The following is a 22,065-nucleotide window of genomic DNA, read 5'->3' as shown; positions in this document are numbered from 1 at the left end:
GACATAGTGCATGGACCGTGGGTCCGGGGCAACAGTGGGGCGGCGTTCGGCCGCTCCACTGTTGCCCCTCGTCGACCCCGGGAGTTTCCTTGGCTAGCTGGATTCTTCGATCTCGCCGGGCTGCCAGGCCTTGTCGAACCACGGCTGGAGCGGGCCGTAGATGCGAAGGACGGGCCACCAGCTCTTGTCGGCGACGGTCTGGATCCAGTTCGCTTCCTTCCCGGCCGGCGCGCTCGGTCCGAACCAAAGCACGATCGACCCGTCCTGCTCCTCCTGGACGGTGCCGGTGAGGCTCATCAGGCTCGGGTACGGGTTGTCCGTCTGCAGCAGCGACCGGGTCTGGGTGTCGTAGACGTCGACCGACCAGAAGTTCTTCGCCGGGGGGTTCGGGGGGAGCACGAGCCGGTAGGTCTTCGCGCCGTCCAGCAGGCGCCCCTGCGAGTCCTGGGCCGTGTAGGTGTAGGCGGAGCCCGCCCCCACCTGGGCGTGGGCCATCGCCGGCGTGATGACGGTGGCGATGTAGTGAAACAGGGTTCGGGCATCGAGCAGGCGCGCATGCTCGTGCAGGAATTCGTAACTGCCGCCGACGAACCCGTCCTTCCAGGACGCCTCTTCGAACGTGAAGTTCTCCGTGCCGCGCGGGAAGTACGCGAGCGCCCGGCTGATGCCCGCGGCGGTCTTCGCCGCCGAGTCGAGGATTTTCTTCAGCCGGTCGTCCGGTTCGAACGGTCGTCCGTGCTTGATGCCGATCCCGGCGAGCTGACCCGCCCGCTCGGGGTCGAGCGAACCGGGCGGCTCCTCCTGGATCAGTTCGTCGACCTCGCCGAAGAAGGAGAAGTCGTTCGAGTGGACGGTGTTGAACTTCTCCTCCGCAATGTTGACGAACGTCATCTCGGGCGGATTGGCCGACTCGGAGAGCCGGTAGACACGGGACTGCTTGACGGCCTCGATCCCGTCGAGGGCACGGAAGACCACCCAGTTGGTGAAAGTGGGTGTGCGACAGACGAAGTAGCCCTCGGGCTCGTCGCCGGTGTAGCCGGGCGGGAGGAACAGGTACTTTCCGCCCTCCCCCTTGTCCGGTCCGGCGATGCCCATGTCCGTCACGTACCGGAACCAGAAGTCGTCGACGACGCACAGGGAGTTCGTCGGCGGCTCGATGACGACCGGTCCGTCGTGCAGGTCGATGAACATGGTCCCGTACGCGGTCGCGGTGTTCGGGGTCAGGAAGTAGCTCCCCGAGTTGGCCCGGGGATCGGTGACGCCGAGGACGTTGAGACCGTCGACGCCGACGCTGCGAAGGCCGCGCCGCATCGCCACCAGGGACGCTCCGGGCACGGCGTTGAGAAAGGCGTCGATGCCGCGCACGAAGTCCAGGCCGTCGTACAGCGCGCGGGTCGAGTCGGGCAGCGGTACACCGTCGAAGAACTCGAACGTGCCGAGCGGGGTCTCCACCCGGTCCGGAACGCCGATCCTGTTCAAATCCGCAGTCAGATCCTTTGCATTGCCCATGCCTCGCCGCTCCTGAGTTCGCACCAGTGGAGCCCTCAGCATCCCGGCGAACCTGCCTCCCGGGCCTCATCCCGCGGGGGTGAAAGTGGTGGAATGGCGCTCGGTGCGGCGCGGCCTGCCCGGCGGGTGCTCGCCCTACCGGCAGTGTGGTGCCCTCGGCAGGATTCGAACCTGCGACCTACCCTTTAGGAGAGGGTTGCTCTATCCCCTGAGCTACGAAGGCGTTGTGTGTGTACACACCGCAGCGGAGTCTATCCGACTCCCCGTCACGGCGTCGTCGGCGCCTGCTCTTGGCCGGGTGCCGCCGTCCCGCGGTGGAAACCCTTCACGTCGTAGAGCCGGGTCACCACCAGGCCGAGCAGGAGCCCGACCAGCAGCCCCACTCCGGTCATTCCGACCGCGTGGGTGAGGTCCGCGCCGCCGTCGAAGTAGAGCAGCGCCCGGGCGCCGAGGAACACCTGGTGCATGGGCTCGAAGTTCGCCAGCCAGCCGAACAGCGGCGGCGTCGCCTCGATCGGGATGGTGGCGCCGGAGGAGGGCAGGCCGAGGATCACGAACAGGATGAGGTTGACCAGCAGGCCCGCGGTGCCGAAGGCGGCCAGTACCGACAGCGCGGTGACGCCCACCGCGGTGATGGCGAACGCGCCGTACAGCCACAGCCCGAGGCCGTGCGGGACCGGCATGCCCAGCGCCCGGCCGATCCCGACGTAGAGCCCGGACACCAGCGGGGCCAGCACCAGCATCACCCCCCACTTGACCAGCAGGGTGTGCAGCCGGGAGATCTCGACGGCGGGGTTGTGCACGTACCGGGGGCCGAACTCGGTCGGCGCGAAGCCCAGCGCGGCATCGACCAGGGAGTGCACGATCATGCCGCCGGTGAAGCCGGCCAGCAGGAGCAGCAGCGCGTAGTAGAAGGCGGACAGCCCGCTGCCGGTGCCCGCGGGCAGCGGGTGGAACGGCGTGGTGACCACGTTGATCGGGGTGGCCAGCGTCAGCCGGGCGGCCCCCGCGACCTGCGGGGCGCCCGCCATGCCCGCCAGCTGGGCGTTGACCTGCTCGGTGAGCTGCCGTCCGACCGTCGCGTTCACCTCGTCGAGCGCGCGCTGCGTGACGCCGGTGACGAGTCCCGCGCTGTACGTCCCGGCGCGGGGGTTGGTGTAGACGGTGATGATCGGCTTCTCGACGTCGCCGGGCACCACGCTGGCCTCGGCGAGGATCAGCAGGCGCTTGCTGAAGTCGCTGGGGATCACGATCGCGCCGTAGACGTCGCCGTCGGCGAGCCGCTGCTGCGCCTGCGCGATGCCGATCCGCTGCAGGTCGATCTTGTCGGCGGGGATGTTCGCGACCAGTCCGTCGGTGATCTGGGTGCCGAAGTTCACCGGCTCCGCGCCCGGCGTGGCGGGGGTGTCGCCCTCGTCCTGGTTGACGAGCGCGATCGGGAAGTCGTGCAGTTCCTCCTGCGCGTCGAGGACGCCGCCCAGGTAGAGCCCGRCGAGCAGCGACATCAGGGCGCTGACCACCACCAGCGGCGCCAACCAGAACCGGGCCGTGCGCAGTACGGATTCGGTCGATGCCACTGGTCGTCGCCTTCCGCAGAGGGACTCCAGACTGGTGCCCGAAACGATTCTGGCACCGCACCCGCACCAGACGGTGCGGACACGGTGCCAGATCTGCGGCAATCGTAGGGGAGCGGCTAGCGCGCGGCGACCGCCTCCGGCTCGGACGGCGCGGGTGCCTGGAGGTCGCGCTCGAGCTTCGCGCCCTCGATGTCGATGTTCGGCAGGATCCGGTCCAGCCATTTCGGCAGCCACCAAGCCCTGTCGCCGAGCAGGGCCAGCACCGCCGGAATGATCACCATCCGGACGATGAAGGCGTCGAAGAACACCGCCGCGGCGAGCGCGAAGCCGATCGACTTGATGAACGAGTTGGGTTCGGCCATGAACGCGCCGAACACAAAGATCATGATCAGCGCGGCCGCGGTGACGACGCGGGAACCATGGCTGAAGCCGATGGTGATCGCGTCCTTCGCGGACGCCCCGTGCACGTACTCCTCGCGCATGCGGGTCACCAGGAACACCTGGTAGTCCATCGCCAGCCCGAACACCACACCGATCAGGAAGATCGGCATGAAGCTGACCAGCGGCTGCGGGTTGCCGACCAGTCCGCCCCACCCGTTCTGGAAGATCGCCACGGTGGCGCCGAAGGTCGCGAGCACGCTGAGCAGGAAGCCCAGGGTCGCGGTCAGCGGCACCAGGATCGACCGGAACACCAGCATCAGCAGCAGGAACGCCAGGCCGACGACCACCGCGAGGTACGGCACCAACGCGTCGAGCAGGGTGTCCGAGATGTCGGTCTCGATCGCGGTCTGCCCGGTGACGCCGTAGTTGACGCCGATCTGCTCGTGCAGGCCGGCCTCGCCGTCACGGAGGGACTGCATCAGGTCGACGGTGCTCTGGTCGGTCGGCGCGCCGGCCGGGGTGACCATGATCTGCGCGGTGTCGCCGGCCGGGTTGACGCCGATGATCTGCGCGTTGGTGACGTCGGGCTGACCGGCGACCGCGGTCAGCACCTCGCCGAACGCCTGCTCGGCGGGGACGGACGCGTCCTTGGCGTCGACCACCACGAGCAGCGGGCCGTTGCGGCCGGGGCCGAAGCCCTCGTTGACCAGGTCGAAGGCCTGCCGAGCGGAGGTCGCCGGGTCGCCGGTGCCCTCGCTGGGCAACGCCAGCTTCAGGCCGGTGGCGGGCAGCGCGAGCAGCACCAGCAGCAGCACGCCGCCGATCAACGGGACGGCGGGACGCTTCGTCACCCAGGTGGCGTAGCGCTTGGCCGGCCCCGGTTCGAGCGACCCGGACTCGGGGTCGCGGGGATTGACGAACGGGATCTTGCCGGCGAACACCTTGCGGCCGAACAGGCCCAGCATCGCGGGCAGGAAGGTCAGCGCGATGAGCACCGCGATCAGCACGGCGAAGGCGGCGGCCATGCCCATCTCGGTGAGGAAGCGGATGCCGACGACCCGCAGCGCCACCAGCGCGATGATCACCGTCAGGCCGGCGAACACCACCGCGGAACCGGCGGTGCCGACGGCGCGCCCGGCGGCCTCCTCGCGGCTGTCGGTGACGCTGAGTTCGTGCCGGAACCGGGAGACGATGAACAGTGAGTAGTCGATCGCCACGGCGAGACCGATCATCACGGCCAGCGTCGGGGTCATCGACCCGAGTTCGGTGAACCCGGTCGCGACGGTGATGCCGAGGCTGCCGATGCCGACGCCGATGATGGCGGAGATCAGGGGCAGCCCGGCGGCGACCAGCGATCCGAAGGTGAGCATCAGGACCACGGCCGCCACGGCCATGCCGACCAGTTCCGCGGATCCGCCCGGCATGTCGACCTTCTGCGCGGCGCTGCCGCTGACCTCCACGGTCAGGCCGGCGTCGCGGGCGGTCTGCGCGRCCGCGTCGATCTGGTCGGTCAGGTCGGTCGTGACGTCCTGCATGCCTCCGCTGAAGGGCACCTCGACGTAGCCGACGGTCTTGTCGGGGCTCAGCGGCGACAGCGCCTGCGCGTCGGCGACGGCCTGGTCGAGCGGCTTTCCGGTCTGCTCGGCCTGCGCGGTGGCCATCTCGGTCAGGCCTGCGTCGGCGACGACCGGGTTGACCAGCGCGGCGGAGCGCTCACCCTCGGGAACCGGCGCGGCGGGGTCGGCCTTGGCGGCCGGATCGACCAGGTCGATGCCGCGGACCTGCGCCAGCGCCGCGTCCATCGCGGCCTCGTTCGCGGGCGTCGCGAGGGTCTGACCGTCGGGTGCGGCGAAGACGAACCGGGCGCTGAGCGAGCTGAAGGGGTCCTTGCCCGAGTCCGGGAACCGCTCGCTCATCAGGTCCTGAGCCTTCTGCGCGGGCGTGCCGGGGATCGAGAACGAGTCGCTCGTCGGGCCGGACAGGGTGGCGGCGCCCACCCCCATGAGAACGAGGATCGCGAGCCAGATCGCCAGGACCGTGCCTTTTCGCCGATAGGCGAACTTGCCGATCCGATAAAGATAGGTGGCCATGGAAGACCCTTCGGTGTCGAGAACTGTCAGGACTGGGGAGCGGTGGGGTGCGGCTGCGGCAGGCCGGCCCGCAGCTGTCGAAATGACTGGGAGACAAGCTCTCCCGGGGACGTGGCGGTGGAGGTGCCGCGCAGCCACAGTTCGATTGCGGCCTTGCAGGCGGCACCGGCGGCCATCTGCAGCAGGTTCGGGTACAGGTCGGTGTCGATGTCGGTACCGGTGCGCTCGGCGATGGCCTCGCCGAGGATCCGGGTGACGCGCCCACGCATCTCCACCTTGCGGGTCATCAGCGCCGGACTGTCCTCGACCAACGCCATCACCGCGACCATCTCGTCGAGGTCGCGGTCCGGGTCGGTGACCAGGTCGAGGGACAGTCGTTCGAGGGAGTCCCAGATCGGCTCGTCCGCGGGCCGGGCGCGCAACATCTCCACCCACACCGTCGCCTCGGTCTCGAAGCGGTACAGGATCGCTTCTTCCTTGGAGGAGAAGTAGTTGTGGAAGGTGCGGGTGGAGACCCCGGCCTCGGCGGCGATGGCGTCGGCGGTGACGGCGTCGACGCCGACGGCCCGGGCGAGCCGGACCGCGGCGTTGCTGAGGGCCGAGCGGGTGGCGGCCTTCTTACGGTCGCGCAGACAGGATTGGCTGGTCACCTACTCGAAGGTACCGATGTTGCAGAGTTCTGCAATCTTGCGCAGGTGTGCAAAATTGTCGGTTTGGCCACAGCGCGACAAGGGAAGTGGTGTGGGTCACTTTCGGGATGGGCGGCGACTACTCTGGTCGGGAGTCCCGTCGGGAGGCCCACCATGAGTCCGTCGTCGGAGTCCGGCACCGCCGCACCGCGACACTCGCCGGCGACGGTGGTCGTGACGCAACGCGTCAGCCCGGGCCGGCGCGCCGACTTCCGGCGCTGGCAGGACGAGGTGGACCGCGCCGCCGCGGCGTTCGCCGGGTTCCTCGGCGCCGAGGTCACCGGGCCCACCGGCGCCGGGTCTCGGTGGTCGGTGGTCTACCGGTTCGACGGCACCGCGAACCTGAAACGGTGGCTCGACAGCGACACCCGGCGCGAGCTGATGGTCCGCGGCGCCGACCTCTTCGAGGCGCCCCCGATCCAGCACGTGCTCGTCGACGAGGCCGACGACGACGTCGTGACGGTGGTGGTCTCGCACCCGCACGTGCCCGGCCGGGAGGACGAGTTCGTGGCCTGGCAGCAGCGGGTCGTCGAGGCGGAGAAGGGGTTCCCCGGATTCCGGGGCTCTCGGCTGCACCGGCCGGTGCCCGGGATCCAGAACAGCTGGACGATCGTCTTCAGCTTCGACACCGCGGAACACCTCGACGCGTGGCTGGGCTCGCCCGAACGCGCCGCGCTGCTCGCGGAGGGGCGCGACTTCAAGGAGTACGAGGTGCACCAGATCGCGAACCCCTACGGGTCGTGGTTCCCGGCGGCCGGGCCGGGGGCCGACGCCACCGCGTCATGGAAGACGGCGCTCTCGGTGCTGGTCGGTCTGTACCCGACCGTCGTGATCCTCACCGTCGCGCTCACCGAGATCTGGCCGGGCGCGAAGCTGTGGGCAGCCCTGCTGGTCGGCAACATCGCCTCGGTCAGCCTCCTGACCTGGGTCGTCATGCCACTGGTCACCCGCGTGCTGGGCTTCTGGCTGGAGCCGGGCCGGCGCCCGGGCCGGCGCACCGACACGCTGGGGCTGGTGATCTCGGTGGGATTCCTGACGGCGGCTGCCGTCGTCTTCTGGATCGCGACCACGGTGGTGTGGACGCTGCCCTAACCCGGTGTGCCCAGGGACCGGCGGATGGTGCGCGCCAGGAACGGGCGCAGCAGCGGTTCGGCGATCCCGCCGGCGCGGACCAGGACGCGGGTCAGCGGGTCCACCGAGATGTGGTGGCGGCCCTGTTCGATCCCCTTCATCGCCACGGCCGCGACCTTGTCGGCGGAGACCGGCGCGACTGCGCCGGACACGGCCACGGTCTCCGGCGGCTTGCGGGTGTTCTCGACGGCCAAGCCGGGGGTGTCGGTGTCCGGCGGGTACAGCACCGCGACCGTGACCCCGGCCGGCTGCACCTCGTAGCGCAGGCAGTGCGCGAGTTCGTGCACGGCGGCCTTGGTGGGTGCGTACCCGCTGTATCCGACCACCCCGATCAGACCGGCGGTCGAACTGGTCAGCACCACGGTGCCGCGGCCTCGGGCGAGCATCCCCGGCAGCACCGCCCGCGCCGCATGCACCGCGCCCAGGTAGTTCAGCCGCATCTGCGACTCGAACTCCTCGACCGGCACCTCGAGGAACCGCCCCGGCAGGGCGGTGCCCGCGCACGCGACCAGCACGTCGCAGGGACCGGACCGGGCCTCGAGCTGCTCGACCGCCCGCGACAGTCCCGCCGGGTCGGTGACGTCGGCGACCGCCCAGTTCGCGCCCATCGGCTCGGCCGTCGCGCGCAGCCGTTCCTCGCCGCGGGCGAGGATCGAGACCGTCGCACCCCGGGTCGCGGCGGCGCGGGCCACCGCGGCGCCGATGCCCTGGGAGCCGCCGGTCACCAGCACGTGCGCGCGCGGCCAGTCGATCCGCCTCTTTCGTCTCACGGCGCGATCGTAGGGTCACTCGGTCACGGAAGACGGTCACTTCTGTCATACGTTTACCGCGCCGCGCTGCGTAGGGTGCGAGGCAACGTCCAACGAACAGATACGAGGTGCCCGGTGCAGATCGGAATGCAGATCACCTACAGCGGCGGTTTCGCCGAGACGGTCGCGGAGGTCGGGGACCTCGAACGCGCGGGTCTCGACATCGCTTTCGTCGCCGAGGCGTACTCCTTCGACGCGGTGAGCCAGCTCGGCTTCCTCGCCGCGAAGACGAAGACGGTCAAGCTCGCGTCCGGCATCTTCCAGATCTACACCCGTACCCCGTCGCTGATGGCGATGACCGCGGCGGGTCTGGACTTCGTCTCGGACGGGCGCTTCGTGCTCGGCATGGGCGCCTCCGGCCCGCAGGTCATCGAGGGCTTCCACGGCGTGCCGTACGACGCACCGCTCGGCCGCACCCGCGAGATCGTCGACATCTGCCGTCAGGTGTGGCGCCGCGAGAAGGTCAACTACCAGGGCAAGTACTACCAGGTCCCGCTGCCCGCCGAGAAGGGCACCGGCCTGGGCAAGCCCCTCAAGCTGATCAACCATCCTGTGCGCGAGCGCATCCCGATCGTGATCGCCTCGCTGGGGCCGAAGAACGTCGCGCTGACCGCCGAGATCGCCGAGGGCTGGGAGCCGATCTTCTTCCATCCCGAGCGCGCCGACGACGTGTGGGGCGAGTCGCTCGCCAAGGGCAAGGCCAAGCGCGACCCGAGCCTCGGCGAGCTGGAGGTCTACGCCGGGCCGGCCCTCGCGATCGGCGAGGACGTCGACCACATGCTCGAGTGGATCAAGCCCAACCTGGCCCTCTACATCGGCGGCATGGGCGCCAAGGGCAAGAACTTCTACAACGACCTGGCCTGCCGCTACGGCTACGAGGCCGAGGCCGCGACCATCCAGGAGCTCTACCTCTCCGGCAAGAAGGAAGAGGCCGCGGCCGCCGTGCCGGACGAGCTGGTGCGGGCGATCTCGCTGATCGGTCCCGCCGGCTACGTCAAGGAGCGGGTCGCCGCGTTCGCGGAGGCCGGGGTCACCACGCTGAACGTCGCGCCGCTGGCCGCGGACTCGGCGGGCCGGGTCAAGCTGATCGAGCAGCTGCGCAAGATCGTCGACTAGAGCGCGGGGGATCGGCGGAGCCGGGCCAGCATCGGGGCGAACGCCTCGGCCAGCTCGCCCGGCACCGTCACCTCCGTGATCCCCAGACGCTCCTCGCGCTCGCGGAGGAGGTCGAAGGCCAGGCCGGGGTCCGCGGGCAGCAGACCCGCCGACCCCAGCCGCCGGAGTTCGGCGAGGGTGGGTCCGCCGGTCCGGGCGAACCACGACGGCAACGCCTCGCCGACGCCCACCAGTGAGTGGGTGAACACCATTGCCGGGCCGCATTTTTCGCGCGCGGCCTCGACGGTTGTCTCCAGATCTGCCTCGGTCGCGGTGGGGCCGAGGGCGAGCGCGATGCGATCCGCCACCCGCCCCGCGGCGGCCGTCATCTTCGGCCCCGCCGCCGAGACGATCACCTCCGGCGCCGGGTCGACGCCCGCCCGCACCGCGGCCACCGATTCCTCCACCGCGGCGATCCGGTCCGGCGCGGCGGGCCAGGACGCCCCGAGCCGGCGTGCCTCCTCCTCTGCCGCCGGGCGTCCCGGCCCGATGCCCAGATCGAACCGTCCGTCCGAGAGTTCTTGCAGGGCGGCGCATTCCCGCGTCAGCGCGGCCGGCGTGCGCAGCGGCGCCGCGGCCACCCAGGTCCGCAGCCTGAGCGTGGTCGTCACCGCCGCCGCGGCCGCCAACGCGGGGAAGGGCGAGGTGGTCCACAGGGTGTCCGGCACCAGCAGCGAGTCGAACCCCTGCTCCTCGAGATGCCGGACCCGCCGGATCCAGTCGGCGCCGGACCGGGCGGGCGCCTCGACCACCGCGACCCTCATCGCCGGGTCTCCCGCAGCACCGCCAACCGGGCGCGGTACTCGGCCTCGGTGATCTCGCCGCGGGCGAAGACGTCGCGCAGCGTGGACTCGCCGTGGTGCCCGCGCCAGCGGCGACGGGCGAGGATGACCAGCACGATCACGGTCACCCAGAAGGCGATGGGGACGAGGACGAACCACGGGCCCGGCCCCCAGCCGGGTCCGTATCGGCCGTCGAAGTGGTCGGCCAGGATCAGGGACGTCTGTGCGCTGAGAGTGTTCATGTCCCGAGCCTGGCCGCTCGCGGTGCTCCGGCGCATCGGCCGCCGCGCGGCATCTCGGGTACGCGTCGGGACGTACCTCAGTCCCGCCAGCCGGGCCGGACCAGGCCGGACTCGTAGGCGAGCACCACCAGTTGGGTGCGGTCCCGCGCACCCAGCTTGAACAGGATCCGGCTGACGTGGGTGCGCGCGGTGGCGGGGCTGAGGAACAGCCGTTCCCCGATCTCGGCGTTGGTCAGGCCCTCCGCCACCAGGGTCATCACCTCGCGTTCGCGGTCGGTGAGCTCGGCCAGCGGGGCGGCGTCGGGGGCGGGCTTGGCGCGGGCCGCGAACTCGGCGAGCAGTCGCCGGGTGACGCCGGGGGAGAGCAGTGCCTCGCCGTCCGCGACCACCCGCACCGCACGCACCAGGTCGGCCGGTTCGGTGTGCTTGACCAGGAACCCGGCGGCGCCGGCGCGGATCGCCTCGAAGACGTACTCGTCCAGCTCGAAGGTGGTCAGCACCACCACCCGGACCCCGGACAGTGCCGGCCTGGCCGCGATCCGGCGGGTGGCCTCGAGCCCGTCGAGCACCGGCATCCGGATGTCCATCAACACGACGTCGGGCACCAGCTCCGTGGCCAGCCGCAGCGCCTCCGCGCCGTCCTGGGCCTGGCCGACCACCTCGATGTCGTCCTGGGCGTCGAGCAGGGCGGCGAACCCGGCCCGCACCAGCGCCTGGTCGTCGGCGACCAGGACCCGGATCGCCGGCGGCGTCATGTCGGCTCACCGCCGCCGATGTCGTTGCCGGGCACGGGTATTCGCGCGTTTACCCGGAAGCCGTGCGGGGACCGGGGGCCGGCACTGAGGGTGCCGCCGAGGGCGTGGGCGCGTTCGGTCATCCCCGCGATGCCGGCGCCGTGCGGGGCCGCACGACCGCCGTCTCCCACGCCGTCGTCGGCCACCTCCAGTTCCAGCAGGCCGGGCAGGTAACGCACCGACACCCGCGCCGCGGTCTGGCCGGAGTGCCGCGCGACGTTGGTCAGCGCCTCCTGCACGATCCGTGCCGCCGCCAGGTCCACCGCCGCCGGAAGGGGCTGCGCCGCACCGGTGGTGGTGGTCTGCACCCGGATCCCGGCGGCGCGGGCCCGTTCCACCAGGGCGTCGAGGTCCGCGACGGTGGGGGCCGGCGCGAGCGGTGCCAGTTCGGTGCCGCCGCGGCGCAGCGTCCGCAGCATGGAGTGCACCTCGAGCAGGGCGTCGCGGCTGGCGGTCTTGATGGAGGCCAGTGCGATGCCCGCCTGTTCGGGCCGGCTCTCGAGCAGCTCGAGGGCCACCCCGGACTGGACATTGATCATCGAAAGGCTGTGCGCCAGTACGTCGTGCAGCTCGCGCGCGATGTCGAGCCGCTCCTCGGTGGCGCGACGCAGGCGCTCCTCCTCGGCGCTGCGGGCGGCCGCCCGGGCCCGTTGGCGGCGTGCCCGGGCCGCGTCGCGTCGCTGCCGGATCAGCTCGGCCACCGCCAGCAGGGTGAGCAGCCAGGCGGCCAGCCCCACCATTGCGGCGGCCGGCGGGACGGCGCGGCCGGTGACCCACGGGACGCCCCACACGAACACCACGTAGCCGACCGCGGGTACCGCGTACATCGGCCAGCGCCGGGTCGTCGGGGCGGCGGTGAGGAACGCGACGACCACGGACAGGAAGACGGGACCCTCCCCGTACCCGAGCAGCAGGTAGGCCAGTGCCGCCGCCACGGTCACCGCGAGCACCGCGACGGGCGCGGTCCGCCGCCACAGCAGTGCGACCGGACCCACCGCGAGCAGGACGAAGGCCGCCGCGTCGAGCGGTTGCGTGCCCGGTTGGTGCCGGGCCGCGGCCACCGAACCGACGCATAAGACGACGCCGACCGCCGTCGCGAGTGCGACGTCGAAGGGCCTCGGCACCCGGGCATGCATGGCTTCAACCTAGCGCCGGACGGCGGCCGCGGCATCGGTCTGAAGGCGTAACGCGGAGTCCGCCGCGCGGCGCAGTCGGAGTCCGGGACCGGGATCGGTTGTGGTGCCGTTTCTCACACCCCGTCTCGGCCCGCCTCGGACTTCGGGTGCCCGGGCGGCGGGGTGCGCCCCGCGCGACGGGTCTGGAGGGCACAATCGGTGAAAACCGGACAGCTGGAGGACAAGGCATGAGCGCAGGCAAGCCCGTCGTAGTCGGAGTGGACGGATCTGAATCGGCGTCGACCGCGGTGGTGTGGGCCGCGCGCACGGCGGCCGGCCGCAAGGTTCCGCTGTTGCTCGTCTCGGTGGTCCACGTGCCTCCGTACTACTACTCCGAGCCCTACCTGGCCCGCGGCTACAGCGACGACCTGAAGAACGAGGGCCGCGCGCACCTCGACAGCGCCGAGGTGCTGGCCCGCTCGGTCGCCGAGGACCTCGGCCCGCTCGCGGTGGGTACCAAGCTGCACGAGGGCCGGATCGCGGACATCCTGCTGCAGTACTCGGCCGACGCCACCATGATCGTGCTCGGCAGCCGGGGGCTCGGCGAGTTCACCGGGGCGCTRCTCGGCTCGGTGACCCGCGCGGTGGCCTCGCACTCGACCGCCCCGGTCGCGGTGGTGCGCGGCCGCACCCTCGACGGCCGCCCGCCCGCCCAGGGCCCGGTCGTTGTCGGTGTCGACGGGTCCGAGGTGAGCGAGGCCGCGGTGGCCGTGGCGTTCGCGGAGGCGTCCGCCCGGGGCGCCTCGCTGGTGGCGGTGAACGTCTGGAGCGACGTGTCCGTCCAGCCCTCGCTCGGGGCCACCGCCTCGGACCCGCACTGGAGCGGGATCCAGGCCGCGGAGGAGGCGGTGCTCTCGGAGCGGCTGGCCGGCTGGCTCGAGCGGTACCCGGACGTGAACGTGCAGCGTGTGGTGAGCCGCGACCGCCCGGTCCGGGTGCTGAGCGAGTACTCCGAGCAGGCTCAGTTGCTGGTGGTCGGCAGCCACGGCCGCGGCGGCTTCAAGGGGATGGTGCTCGGTTCGACGAGCAACGCGCTGATGAACACCGCCGACTGCCCGGTCCTGATCGTGCGGCCGCCGGCACAGGACTGACCGGGCGGCCGGGGCAGGTCTGGTCGGGCGGCAGGCGCCGGGCCGAATCGGGCTGCGCAGTAACGGAACCAGACCGGAAACGATGTTTTGAGTAGCTGACCCATCGTCGAAGGAGGCTCCATGAAGCAGCGTTTCACGTTCGGGCGTCGACTGGCCACCGTCCTGACCACCGCGGCAGCGGCGACGGCCCTGCTCGCCGGCACCGCGGTCGCGGCGCCGGCAACGCCGCCCACCGCCGACCTCGCGGCCGCCGAGGCGGGTCTGCGGTCCGCGGCGGCAGGCGACCCGGCGGCCGCGGCCGCCGTCGAGCGGCTCGTCGCCGCACCCAAGGACGTGAAGGGTGCGGTGACGCCGGTCTTCACGCTGCCGGGCCAGATCTTCCCGGTCCCCGCCTACTCGGACACCGGGCAGGGCGGCGAGGTCCTCGGCCAGCTGTACGGGTCCGGGGTCRCCACCAACATGAACAAGGAGTTCCGGTTCGGGTTCTTCGGCGGGCCCGGCACCATCGCCGACGACCAGACCGGCGCCGAACTGAACGTGGTCTGGTACAGCCTGGCCAACGGGACCAGCGGCATCACCCGGCTGGACCAGAACAACAAGGTGATCCCGACCGTCATCTCCTCCGCACCGCTGAACGTGGGCAGCGGCATGGTCGTCGGCGCCGTCTACGGCAACCTCAAGCACAAGGTGGGGCCGAAGGCCGAGGACGTCGTCACGAGCACCATCTGGTGGCCGAGCATGGGCATCGTGACGGCCTGACCGGGTACGGCTAGCCGCAGTCGCAGCTGCCCGCGCTCTCGCGGGTGTCCCACCAGCTGCCCCAGCGGTCCGAGAGGGCCGCGAACTCCTCGGCGCCCTGGCCGTAGGTGCTCACGATGACCTGAGCGCCTCCGCCGGGGCGCTGTGGGTTGCCGGGCAGGACGCCGAGCATGAGCAGTCCCGGTCCCCACGCGTCCACGGTCAGCCCGAGTTGGGTGGGGGAGCGGAACCACACCGTGCCGCTCAGGGTGTCGCCGGTCGCGACCGTCGCCGAGTACCCGGAACCGGGGTCGCCCACGACGGTGTCCACTCCGAGCAGGTGCGCGGCGGTGACCCCGCCGGTCGGCCCGTCCAGGTGCAGGGTGCGGCGCTCGGCGAGGTCGTGCCGCTCGAGGCCGAAGCGCAGCTGTTGGATGAAGGTGGCCCAGCCCTCGGTGATGTCCTCGTACCAGTCGTCCCACTCCGGGTTTCCGCCCTTGGGCGCCCGGGTGATCCGCACCGTGGTGGTGCCGTCGCCCGGGGAGAGGGTGAACCGGTCGCCGCCCTGGAGGGTCAGGGTCCGCGCCGGCGCGTCCTCGCTCACGCCGTCGAAGTAGATCTGCGTGATCTCCTCGTCCAGGCCGTCCTCGCCGTCGTACTCCCAGCCGTGCCAGCGCCTGATCAGGGCCGGGTCGCGCAGGGCCTGCCAGACGAGGTCGGGCGCCGCGGCGACGGTGGCCTCGATCACGGGCTGCGGGTCGGTGGTCATCGCGGGTCCTCCGGGTCGGTCGTGGGCAGGGCGAAGGCCTCCGCGGCGGCGGCCACCGCGCGCGGGACCGCGTCGCTGCGATCCGGGGCCAGGTCGTGCCCCTTGCCGTCGACCAGGACCAGCGTCGTCGGCGCGGTGACCAGTTCGAGGGCGGCGCGCAGCTCGTCCGGCGTGCCGAAGGAGTCGCGGGTGCCGTGCACGAACACGCAGGGGCAGCGCAGGTCGGGAAGGTGTGCGGTCCTTGCCTTCTCGGGCTTTCCCGGCGGGTGCAGCGGGTAGGAGAACAGCAGCAGGCCGTCGCAGGCCTGCGGGCGTTCCGCCGCGAGCATCGACGACTGCCGGCCGCCGTAGGAGTGCCCGCCGAGCAGCAACGGTCCCGGCGCCAGCTCGCGGACCGCGTCGGCGGCCGCCGCGATCCCGGCCCGGTCCGCCTCGGCTCCGGACGGGTGCGGGGGACCCTTCGGCCGTCGTTGCCGGAACGGCAGGTCGTACCGCAGCACCAGCAGGCCCCGCGCCGCGAACTCGTCGCCAGCGCGTCGGAGCAGGGGAGCCTCGCAGTTGCCGCCGGCGCCGTGCGCCAGCAGCAGCGCGGCCACCGGCTCGCCGTCCGGGCGGTGCAGGTGACCGTGTACGCCGTCGCGCTCGAACAACTCGCTCATGGCGCCCAAACCTACGCCGTCACCGCGACGACGGGTGCGTGCTACTTGGCGACGGTGAGCAGGAACGCGACGTCCTCGAGCGCCTCGACGCTGTGCCGGGCCTGCGGGATGACCAGGAGGTCGCCCGCCGAGCCCTTCCAGGAGTCTTCGCCGACGACGAGGGACAGCGTCCCGCTCAGGACCAGCAGTGTGGCGTCTCCGGCGTTGTCGTGCTCGGCCAGGCCCTCGCCGGCGCGCAGCGCGACCACGGTCTGCCGGAGTGCGCGGGAATGGCCCCCGACGAGCGTCTGCGAACTGCGGCCGCTCGAGGCGGCGGCGGCGAGCTTGAGCTGTTGCCGCGCAACGGCGGTCAGCGACTTCTTGTCCATCTCGTGCCTCTCGAGGGTGGGTCTGTCACCTGCACCAGCAGTATGACCCACGTCACGCAAAAGGGGGCCACAGGAGGGTAACGACTCAGCGTCGGACGTACGTGCGGAACCGGAAGCGGACGCCGTCCCGGCTGGAGGCCTGCCAGTCCCCGGTGTGATCGGGCGTCCACTCCGGGCCGATCGGCGGGGCGTAGGCGTCGCCCTCGACGTCCAGGTCGACCTCCGTCACCGCCAGTCGGTCGGCGAGAGGCAGTGCGGCGGAGTAGATCTGGCCGCCGCCGATGACCCAGGTCTCGCCGTTGCCGGCCAGGGCCAGCGCGTCGGGCACCGAGTGCGCGGCCTCGGCGCCGGCGGCCGCCCACCGCGGGTCGCGGGTGACCACGATGTTGCGCCGGTCGCTGAACGGCCGGAACCGGGGCGGGATCGAGTCCCAGGTCTTGCGGCCCATCACCACCGGGTGGCCGGTGGTGACGTCCTTGAAGTAGGCCATGTCCTCGGGGATGCGCCACGGGATCGCGCCGTCGCGGCCGATCACCCCGGCCCGGTCCTGCGCCCAGATCAGACCCAGCACTAGACGGCCACCGGGGCCTTGATGGCCGGGTGGTGCCGGTAGCCGACGATCTCGACGTCCTCGAACTCGTAGTCGAAGATCGAGTCCCGCTTGCGCAGCTTCAGCGTCGGGTACTCGTAGGGCTCGCGGCTGAGCTGCTCGGCGACCTGCTCGGTGTGGTTGTCGTAGATGTGGCAGTCGCCGCCGGTCCAGATGAACTCGCCCACCTCGAGCCCGGCCTGCTGGGCCACCATGTGGGTGAGCAGCGCGTAGCTGGCGATGTTGAACGGCACCCCGAGGAACAGGTCGGCGCTGCGCTGGTAGAGCTGGCAGGAGAGCCTGCCGTCGGCGACGTAGAACTGGAAGAAGGCGTGGCAGGGCTGCAGAGCCATCGCATCGAGGTCGGCGACGTTCCAGGCCGAGACGATGATGCGCCTCGAGTCCGGGTTGGTCCGCAGCGTCTCGAGCACCTTGCTGATCTGGTCGATGTGCTCGCCGTCCGGCGTCGGCCAGGACCGCCACTGCACGCCGTAGACCGGACCCAGCTCGCCCTCGGGAGAGGCCCACTCGTCCCAGATGGTGACGCCGTGCTCGCGCAGCCACTCGACGTTGGACTCGCCGCGCAGGAACCACAGCAGCTCGTAGACGATGGACTTGAGGTGCACCTTCTTGGTGGTGATCAGCGGGAAGCCGTCGCGCAGGTCGAAGCGCATCTGGTGACCGAACAGGCTGCGGGTGCCGGTCCCGGTGCGGTCGGCCTTCGGCGTGCCGGTTTCCATGACCAGCCGCAGCAGGTCCTCGTACGGGGTGGCAACGGGGGCGGGCTGGGCAGTCACGCGCGCAAGCCTAATCGCCGCACACGGCGGCCGCGCCGCCCGTGCGCCCTTCCGGTGGCGGGTACCACCGGAAGGGCGCACGGGCGATAGCCTCGCCCTATGCGTGAGCTCCTCGTGATCGGCATCGGCGCCGGCGACCCCGACCAGGTGACGATCCAGGCCGTCAAGGCCATGAACAGGGCCGACGTCTTCTTTGTCATCGGCAAGGGTGACGAGAAGCAGGACCTGGTGGACCTGCGGATGGGCATCCTCGACGAGCACATGCGCGGGACCTACCGGGTGGTGGACATCACCGACCCGCCGCGGGACCGCACGCCGTCGGACTACCAGGGCGTCGTCGACGACTGGCACGACCGCCGGGCCGCGGTGTTCGAGGCCGAGTTCGCCGCCGTCGACGGGGTCGGCGCGATCCTGGTCTGGGGCGACCCCTCGCTCTACGACAGCACCCTGCGGATCGTCGAGCGGGTGCTCGCGCGCGGTGTGGTCGACTTCGACTACTCGGTGATCCCCGGCGTCACCAGCGTGCAGTCGCTGGCCGCGCAGCACCGGATCGTGCTCAACCGGATCGGCCGTCCCGTCCACATCACCACCGGGCGGCGGCTGCGCGAGGGCCTGCCCGACGGCGTGGACGACGCCGTGGTGATGCTCGACGCCGACTGCACCTTCACCCAGGTCCCGGGCGAGGACGCCGAGATCTGGTGGGGGGCCTACCTCGGGACCGAGGACGAGGTGCTGATCTCCGGGAACCTGCGGCAGGTGGAGGACGAGATCGTCCGCGTGCGCGCGGAGCTGCGGGAGCGCAAGGGCTGGATCATGGATACCTATCTGATCCGGCGCTGACGCCTTACGCTTGATCGCATGCCCGAACTGCCCGAGGTAGAGGCCCTGGCACAGTTCCTGCGCACCCATGCGGTGGGTGCGGTGATCGGGAGGGTGGACGTCGCGGCACTGAGCGTGCTCAAGACCTTCGACCCGCCGATCTCCACGCTGCCGGGCCGCGACGTGAGCGGCGCCGCCCGGTTCGGCAAGCACCTCGGCATCCGGTGTGGCGAGGAGGACGGGCTGTGGCTGATCACGCACCTGTCCCGCGCCGGCTGGCTGCGCTGGACCGACCACCCCAGCGAGACGCCGCCGAAGCCCGGCAAGGGGCCGCTGGCGCTGCGGATGCACTTCTTCGCCCCCGACGGCGGGACCCCGGCGTTCGACCTCACCGAGGCGGGCACCAAGAAGCGGCTCGCGGTGTGGCTGGTCCGGACGCCGGCCGAGGTGCCGACCATCGCCAAGCTGGGACCCGACGCCCTCGACGTCACCGAACCGGCGTTCGCGCAGCTGCTGTCGAAGACCGGCCAGCGGATCAAGTCCGCGCTCACCGACCAGAGCGTGCTCGCCGGGATCGGCAACGCCTACTCCGACGAGATCCTGCACGTGGCGCAGCTGTCGCCGTTCGCCACGGCCAACAAGCTCACCGACCAGCAGGTCGCCGCGCTGCACACCGCGATGCGGTCGGTGCTGACCGACGCGGTCACGCGCTCGGTGGGCCAGGACGCGGCGCGGCTCAAGGGGGAGAAACGCTCCGGCATGCGGGTGCACGCCCGGACCGGCCTGCCCTGCCCGGTGTGCGGGGACACGGTGCGCGAGGTGTCGTACGCGGAGCGTTCGTTCCAGTACTGCCCGACCTGCCAGACCGGCGGCAAGGTGCTGGCGGACCGGCGGATGTCCCGACTGCTCAAGTGATTGCCCGCCGCTGACCGCTCAACGCCGGTGCCGGTAGCCGATCCAGGCCCGACGCCGCTCCGCGTCCGGGTCGTACTCCACGCGGGCGGCGGTGTCGACGACGAGCGTCTCGCGTCGCTCGGCGGTGTAGCACGGCCACGTCGGCCGGGGCTCGCCGTGCCGGGCGAAGTTCAGCCAGTGCGACTGCATGATCGAGGCGACCGCGCGCAACCCCTTCCGGCCGCCGAGGACGGTCGCCCCGCGTCCGAGCGGCAGGTCGGCGGCGTCGAACACCGCGAGCAGTTCGGTGCCGTGGGTGGCGCCGAACCCGGTGGCCCGCAGCAGGCGCGGCGCGAAGTCGTAGCGGTAGTCGTAGGTGGGCGCCACCTCCGCGTGGGCCTGGGCCACCAGCACGGACGGCTCCCAGAAGGTGACGTCGCCGCCGAGCTGCACGGCGGCCGCGCGGTCCGGGTAGCCGGGATAGGCGGCCAGGATCCGGGCCTTCAGCGCCGGGTCGGTCTCGGCGAACATCTTCTCGATCCGGACCGGGTCGGTCGGGATGATGTCGAGGAACCGCGGAAACATCGTGCCCTCACGGGCATTGGTGCCGATGATCAGCGGCACCCGATGCTGGTGTCCGTCGGCGAAGGCGTCGAGCGGGTGCCGCGGCAGGAACTCGCCGTCGACCAGTGGGGCGAACGCGCGGGTGCCGGGCGCCTCGTCCGCACCGCGGGCGGCCAGGGCGTCGCCCGCCCGGGTCAGGGTCTCGGCGTTCGCGGTGGTCAGCGCGGTGACCGGGTCGTCGGAACCGCCGAGCAGTTCCAGGAACTCCGCCGCCCAGATCCTCGATCGGTGGGGGCCGTACGCGGACGCGGCGGGCGGGCTCTGCGCGATCGCCCGGGCGAACAGTCCGCGCGCGGCGGGCGTGCACATCAGGGTGGTGACGGCGTTGGCGCCGGACGACTCCCCGAACACGGTGACGGCGTCGGGGTCGCCGCCGAACGCGGCGATGTTGCGCTGCACCCACTCCAGCGCGGCCACCTGGTCGCGCAGTCCCAGGTTCGAGTCGAAAGTGCGCTCCGGCGTGGAGTACTCACCGAAGTCGAGGTAGCCCAGCGCGCCGAGCCGGTAGTTCAGGGACACGTACACGACGTGCCCGTTGCGGACCAGGCGCTCGCCGCGGTACAGCCGGGAGGAGGCCGACCCGCCGCTGTACGCGCCGCCGTGGATGAACACCATCACCGGCCTGGGGTTGATGCTGCGGGCGGACGGCGCCAGCACGTTCAGGGTCAGGCAGTCCTCGTCGGTGCCACCGTCGTGACGGCCGAACCGACCCGACTGCGGTGCGGCGGAACCGAACTCGAATGCCTCCAGTGCCTCCGGCCAGGGCGTCACCGGTTGCGGCGCCCGCAGTCGCAGCGCGCCGACCGGCGGCGCGGCGTAGGGGATCGCGCGCCAGGAGCGGAGCCCGCCCTGCTCGCGTCCGAGGACGTCGCCGGCGTCCGTCCGGACCAGCAGCGGGTCAGTCACGCCTGGCCTCGAGCAGCCGGAGCCACACCTCGCTGACGGTCGGGTAGGACGGGACGGCATGCCAGAGCGTGTCCATCGGCACGGCGCCCACCACGGCCACGGTCGCCGCGTGCACCAACTCTGCGACCTCGGTGCCGGCGAAGGTGGCGCCCACCAGGGTGTCGGTGGCCCGGTCGATGACCAGCTTGGCGCGACCGGTGAAATCGTCTCGGGCCAACGATGATCCGGCCACCGCGATCGGCACCTCGACGGTCTCCACGTCGAGTCCGTCGGCGCGGGCACGGCGTTCGGTGCGTCCGACGGAGGCCACCTCGGGGTCGGTGAAGACCACCTGCGGAACCTGGTCGTGGTCGGCGTGCGCGGTGAAGCGCGGGCCGTCCAGGCCGCGGCCGTCCGCGCGGGCCGCGATCACGTCCCCGCACACGCGGGCCTGGTACTTGCCCATGTGGGTGAGCGGCGCCCGGCCGTTGACGTCGCCGACCGCGTATAGCCACTGTCCCGCAGCGCCTTCCACGGTCAGATGCTCGTCGGTGGCGACATGTCCGGCGCCGGTGGCCACCACACCCGCCTCGGAGAGCCCCAACGACGCGGTCGCGGGAACACGGCCGGCCGCGACGATCACCTCGTCCACGACCAGCGGCTCGCCGTCGACGACCAGGGTGACCGGCCCGCCGTGGACGCGTCCGATGCCGGTGTCCTCCGGGTCCTCGCGCTCGACTGACTGCAGCCGTGCCCCGAACCGCACGCTGGCCCCGGCCTCTCGCAGCGACCGCGTGACCAGTTCGCCGGCAAAGGGTTCCGCGGCCGCGAGCAGCGCGTCGCCGCGGACGAGCAGCGTCAGCTCGCGCACCCCGAGGGCGAGCATCCAGTTCGCGCACTCGGTGGCCACCACGCCGCCGCCGATGATCGCGACCCGGGCGGGCACCTCCCGCAGGTTGGTGGCGTCGCGGGAGGTCCACGGCAGCGACTCCGCGAGGCCGGGGACCGGCGGCACCGCGGCCGTGGTCCCGGTGGCCAGCACCACCGCGGAGCGGGCCCGCAACGTGCGGGTAGGCCGGTCCGGCCGCGAGACGAGCACGGTCCGCTCGCCGGTGAGCGAGCCCGCCCCGCGGATCACGTCGATTCCCGCGGACTCCGCCCAGGACACCTGGCCGGAGTCGTCGTGATTGTTGGTGATGGCGTCGCGCCTGCGCAGCACCGCGGGCACGTCGAGCCGGCCTATGCCGACCAGGCCGCGGACCCCCGGCATGGCACGGGCGGAGCCGAGCACCTCCGCGGGCCGGAGCAGCGCCTTGCTGGGCATGCACGCCCAGTACGAGCACTCGCCGCCGACCAGTTCGTGCTCGACGATTGCCGCGGTGCGAGATGATCCGGCGATGGCGTAGGCGGCCGCGTTCTCCCCGGCGGGCCCCCCGCCGATCACGATGACGTCGTATTCGTCTGTCGTGGTGGTCATGGGTTCCACCGTAATGGCAGG

Annotated in this window: 22 protein-coding genes and 1 tRNA gene; 6 read left to right on the top strand and 17 right to left on the bottom strand. The window is 71.7% G+C overall.

The features are described 5' to 3' along the window. Window positions 1-93 precede the first annotated feature (93 nt). From AC1DU4_RS00400 to AC1DU4_RS00380, 5 genes are all read right to left on the bottom strand, one after another. Entirely contained in the window at window positions 94-1,509 is a 1,416-nt protein-coding gene (locus AC1DU4_RS00400; protein ID WP_477836976.1) for a DUF1254 domain-containing protein, read from the bottom strand. Window positions 1,510-1,656: 147 nt separating this feature from the next. Then, window positions 1,657-1,732: transfer RNA gene (locus AC1DU4_RS00395), tRNA-Arg, on the bottom strand. Between the two features lie 43 nt (window positions 1,733-1,775). Next, window positions 1,776-3,086 carry a YhgE/Pip domain-containing protein gene (locus tag AC1DU4_RS00390; protein WP_477836974.1) on the bottom strand — a complete coding sequence of 437 codons (1,311 nt, stop codon included), beginning with the start codon at window positions 3,084-3,086 and terminating at the stop codon, window positions 1,776-1,778. 116 nt (window positions 3,087-3,202) lie between these two features. After that, window positions 3,203-5,557, bottom strand: a complete 2,355-nt coding sequence (locus AC1DU4_RS00385) for an MMPL family transporter (protein ID WP_477836972.1) — start codon at window positions 5,555-5,557, stop codon at window positions 3,203-3,205. Window positions 5,558-5,583: 26 nt separating this feature from the next. Next, a complete protein-coding gene (locus tag AC1DU4_RS00380; protein WP_477836970.1) occupies window positions 5,584-6,207 on the bottom strand; it encodes a TetR/AcrR family transcriptional regulator in 624 nt (207 codons plus the stop codon). Between the two features lie 153 nt (window positions 6,208-6,360). Between AC1DU4_RS00380 and AC1DU4_RS00375 the strand changes: the two genes are divergently transcribed. Continuing rightward, on the top strand, window positions 6,361-7,338 hold the full coding sequence (locus AC1DU4_RS00375) for an antibiotic biosynthesis monooxygenase (protein WP_477836968.1): 978 nt from the start codon (window positions 6,361-6,363) through the stop codon (window positions 7,336-7,338). Here AC1DU4_RS00375 and AC1DU4_RS00370 read toward each other — a convergent pair. Beyond that, window positions 7,335-8,147 (bottom strand): SDR family oxidoreductase, encoded by an 813-nt coding sequence (locus AC1DU4_RS00370; RefSeq protein ID WP_477836966.1) that lies wholly within the window; start codon window positions 8,145-8,147, stop codon window positions 7,335-7,337. The two genes, AC1DU4_RS00375 and AC1DU4_RS00370, sit on opposite strands and share 4 nt — an antisense overlap. A 114-nt stretch (window positions 8,148-8,261) precedes the next feature. On the opposite strand from AC1DU4_RS00370, the gene AC1DU4_RS00365 reads away from it, so the two are divergent. Further along, entirely contained in the window at window positions 8,262-9,302 is a 1,041-nt protein-coding gene (locus tag AC1DU4_RS00365) for an LLM class F420-dependent oxidoreductase (protein WP_477836964.1), read from the top strand. On the opposite strand, the gene AC1DU4_RS00360 is transcribed toward AC1DU4_RS00365, so the two are convergent. The 4 genes from AC1DU4_RS00360 to AC1DU4_RS00345 form a co-directional block, all read right to left on the bottom strand. Beyond that, window positions 9,299-10,105 (bottom strand): LLM class flavin-dependent oxidoreductase, encoded by an 807-nt coding sequence (locus AC1DU4_RS00360; RefSeq protein WP_477836962.1) that lies wholly within the window; start codon window positions 10,103-10,105, stop codon window positions 9,299-9,301. The genes AC1DU4_RS00365 and AC1DU4_RS00360 overlap by 4 nt on opposite strands. Beyond that, window positions 10,102-10,365 carry an SHOCT domain-containing protein gene (locus tag AC1DU4_RS00355; protein ID WP_477836960.1) on the bottom strand — a complete coding sequence of 88 codons (264 nt, stop codon included), beginning with the start codon at window positions 10,363-10,365 and terminating at the stop codon, window positions 10,102-10,104. The genes AC1DU4_RS00360 and AC1DU4_RS00355 overlap by 4 nt, the downstream gene beginning before the upstream one ends. Window positions 10,366-10,442: 77 nt before the next feature. Continuing rightward, complete coding sequence (locus tag AC1DU4_RS00350; protein WP_477836958.1) at window positions 10,443-11,120, bottom strand: response regulator; 678 nt, start codon at window positions 11,118-11,120, stop codon at window positions 10,443-10,445. After that, a complete protein-coding gene (locus AC1DU4_RS00345) occupies window positions 11,117-12,295 on the bottom strand; it encodes a sensor histidine kinase (protein WP_477836956.1) in 1,179 nt (392 codons plus the stop codon). Before AC1DU4_RS00345 ends, AC1DU4_RS00350 begins: the two co-directional genes overlap by 4 nt. Window positions 12,296-12,522: 227 nt before the next feature. Between AC1DU4_RS00345 and AC1DU4_RS00340 the strand changes: the two genes are divergently transcribed. Both AC1DU4_RS00340 and AC1DU4_RS00335 read left to right on the top strand, forming a co-directional pair. Continuing rightward, on the top strand, window positions 12,523-13,425 hold the full coding sequence (locus AC1DU4_RS00340) for a universal stress protein (protein WP_477836954.1): 903 nt from the start codon (window positions 12,523-12,525) through the stop codon (window positions 13,423-13,425). 120 nt (window positions 13,426-13,545) lie between these two features. Then, entirely contained in the window at window positions 13,546-14,184 is a 639-nt protein-coding gene (locus tag AC1DU4_RS00335; RefSeq protein ID WP_477836952.1) for a Tat pathway signal protein, read from the top strand. A gap of 10 nt (window positions 14,185-14,194) precedes the next feature. Here the strand turns inward: AC1DU4_RS00335 and AC1DU4_RS00330 are convergent, their stop codons facing one another. The 5 genes from AC1DU4_RS00330 to AC1DU4_RS00310 form a co-directional block, all read right to left on the bottom strand. Next, window positions 14,195-14,932: an SRPBCC family protein gene (locus tag AC1DU4_RS00330; protein ID WP_477836951.1), complete on the bottom strand. Its 738-nt coding sequence runs from the start codon at window positions 14,930-14,932 to the stop codon at window positions 14,195-14,197. Beyond that, window positions 14,929-15,591 (bottom strand): alpha/beta hydrolase family protein, encoded by a 663-nt coding sequence (locus AC1DU4_RS00325; RefSeq protein WP_477836949.1) that lies wholly within the window; start codon window positions 15,589-15,591, stop codon window positions 14,929-14,931. Before AC1DU4_RS00325 ends, AC1DU4_RS00330 begins: the two co-directional genes overlap by 4 nt. Before the next feature lie 41 nt (window positions 15,592-15,632). Then, window positions 15,633-15,959: a cupin domain-containing protein gene (locus tag AC1DU4_RS00320; protein ID WP_477836947.1), complete on the bottom strand. Its 327-nt coding sequence runs from the start codon at window positions 15,957-15,959 to the stop codon at window positions 15,633-15,635. Between the two features lie 85 nt (window positions 15,960-16,044). Beyond that, window positions 16,045-16,530: a dihydrofolate reductase gene (locus AC1DU4_RS00315; RefSeq protein ID WP_477836945.1), complete on the bottom strand. Its 486-nt coding sequence runs from the start codon at window positions 16,528-16,530 to the stop codon at window positions 16,045-16,047. Next, window positions 16,530-17,288: a thymidylate synthase gene (locus tag AC1DU4_RS00310; RefSeq protein WP_477837426.1), complete on the bottom strand. Its 759-nt coding sequence runs from the start codon at window positions 17,286-17,288 to the stop codon at window positions 16,530-16,532. Before AC1DU4_RS00310 ends, AC1DU4_RS00315 begins: the two co-directional genes overlap by 1 nt. Window positions 17,289-17,444: 156 nt before the next feature. On the opposite strand from AC1DU4_RS00310, the gene cobF reads away from it, so the two are divergent. After that, a complete protein-coding gene (gene cobF / locus AC1DU4_RS00305) occupies window positions 17,445-18,185 on the top strand; it encodes a precorrin-6A synthase (deacetylating) (protein ID WP_072842893.1) in 741 nt (246 codons plus the stop codon). An 18-nt stretch (window positions 18,186-18,203) separates the two neighbouring features. Further along, complete coding sequence (locus AC1DU4_RS00300) at window positions 18,204-19,079, top strand: Fpg/Nei family DNA glycosylase (RefSeq protein WP_477836943.1); 876 nt, start codon at window positions 18,204-18,206, stop codon at window positions 19,077-19,079. 18 nt (window positions 19,080-19,097) lie between these two features. Here the strand turns inward: AC1DU4_RS00300 and AC1DU4_RS00295 are convergent, their stop codons facing one another. Further along, window positions 19,098-20,588, bottom strand: a complete 1,491-nt coding sequence (locus tag AC1DU4_RS00295) for a carboxylesterase/lipase family protein (protein ID WP_477836941.1) — start codon at window positions 20,586-20,588, stop codon at window positions 19,098-19,100. Next, complete coding sequence (locus tag AC1DU4_RS00290) at window positions 20,581-22,044, bottom strand: dihydrolipoyl dehydrogenase family protein (RefSeq protein WP_477836939.1); 1,464 nt, start codon at window positions 22,042-22,044, stop codon at window positions 20,581-20,583. The genes AC1DU4_RS00295 and AC1DU4_RS00290 overlap by 8 nt, the downstream gene beginning before the upstream one ends. Window positions 22,045-22,065 lie beyond the last annotated feature (21 nt).

The sequence above is a fragment of the Rhodococcus sp. P4_F5 genome (assembly GCF_056401315.1).
The sequence above is the reverse complement of the archived record's forward strand: the minus strand, read 5'-3'. Positions and strand labels throughout refer to the sequence as shown.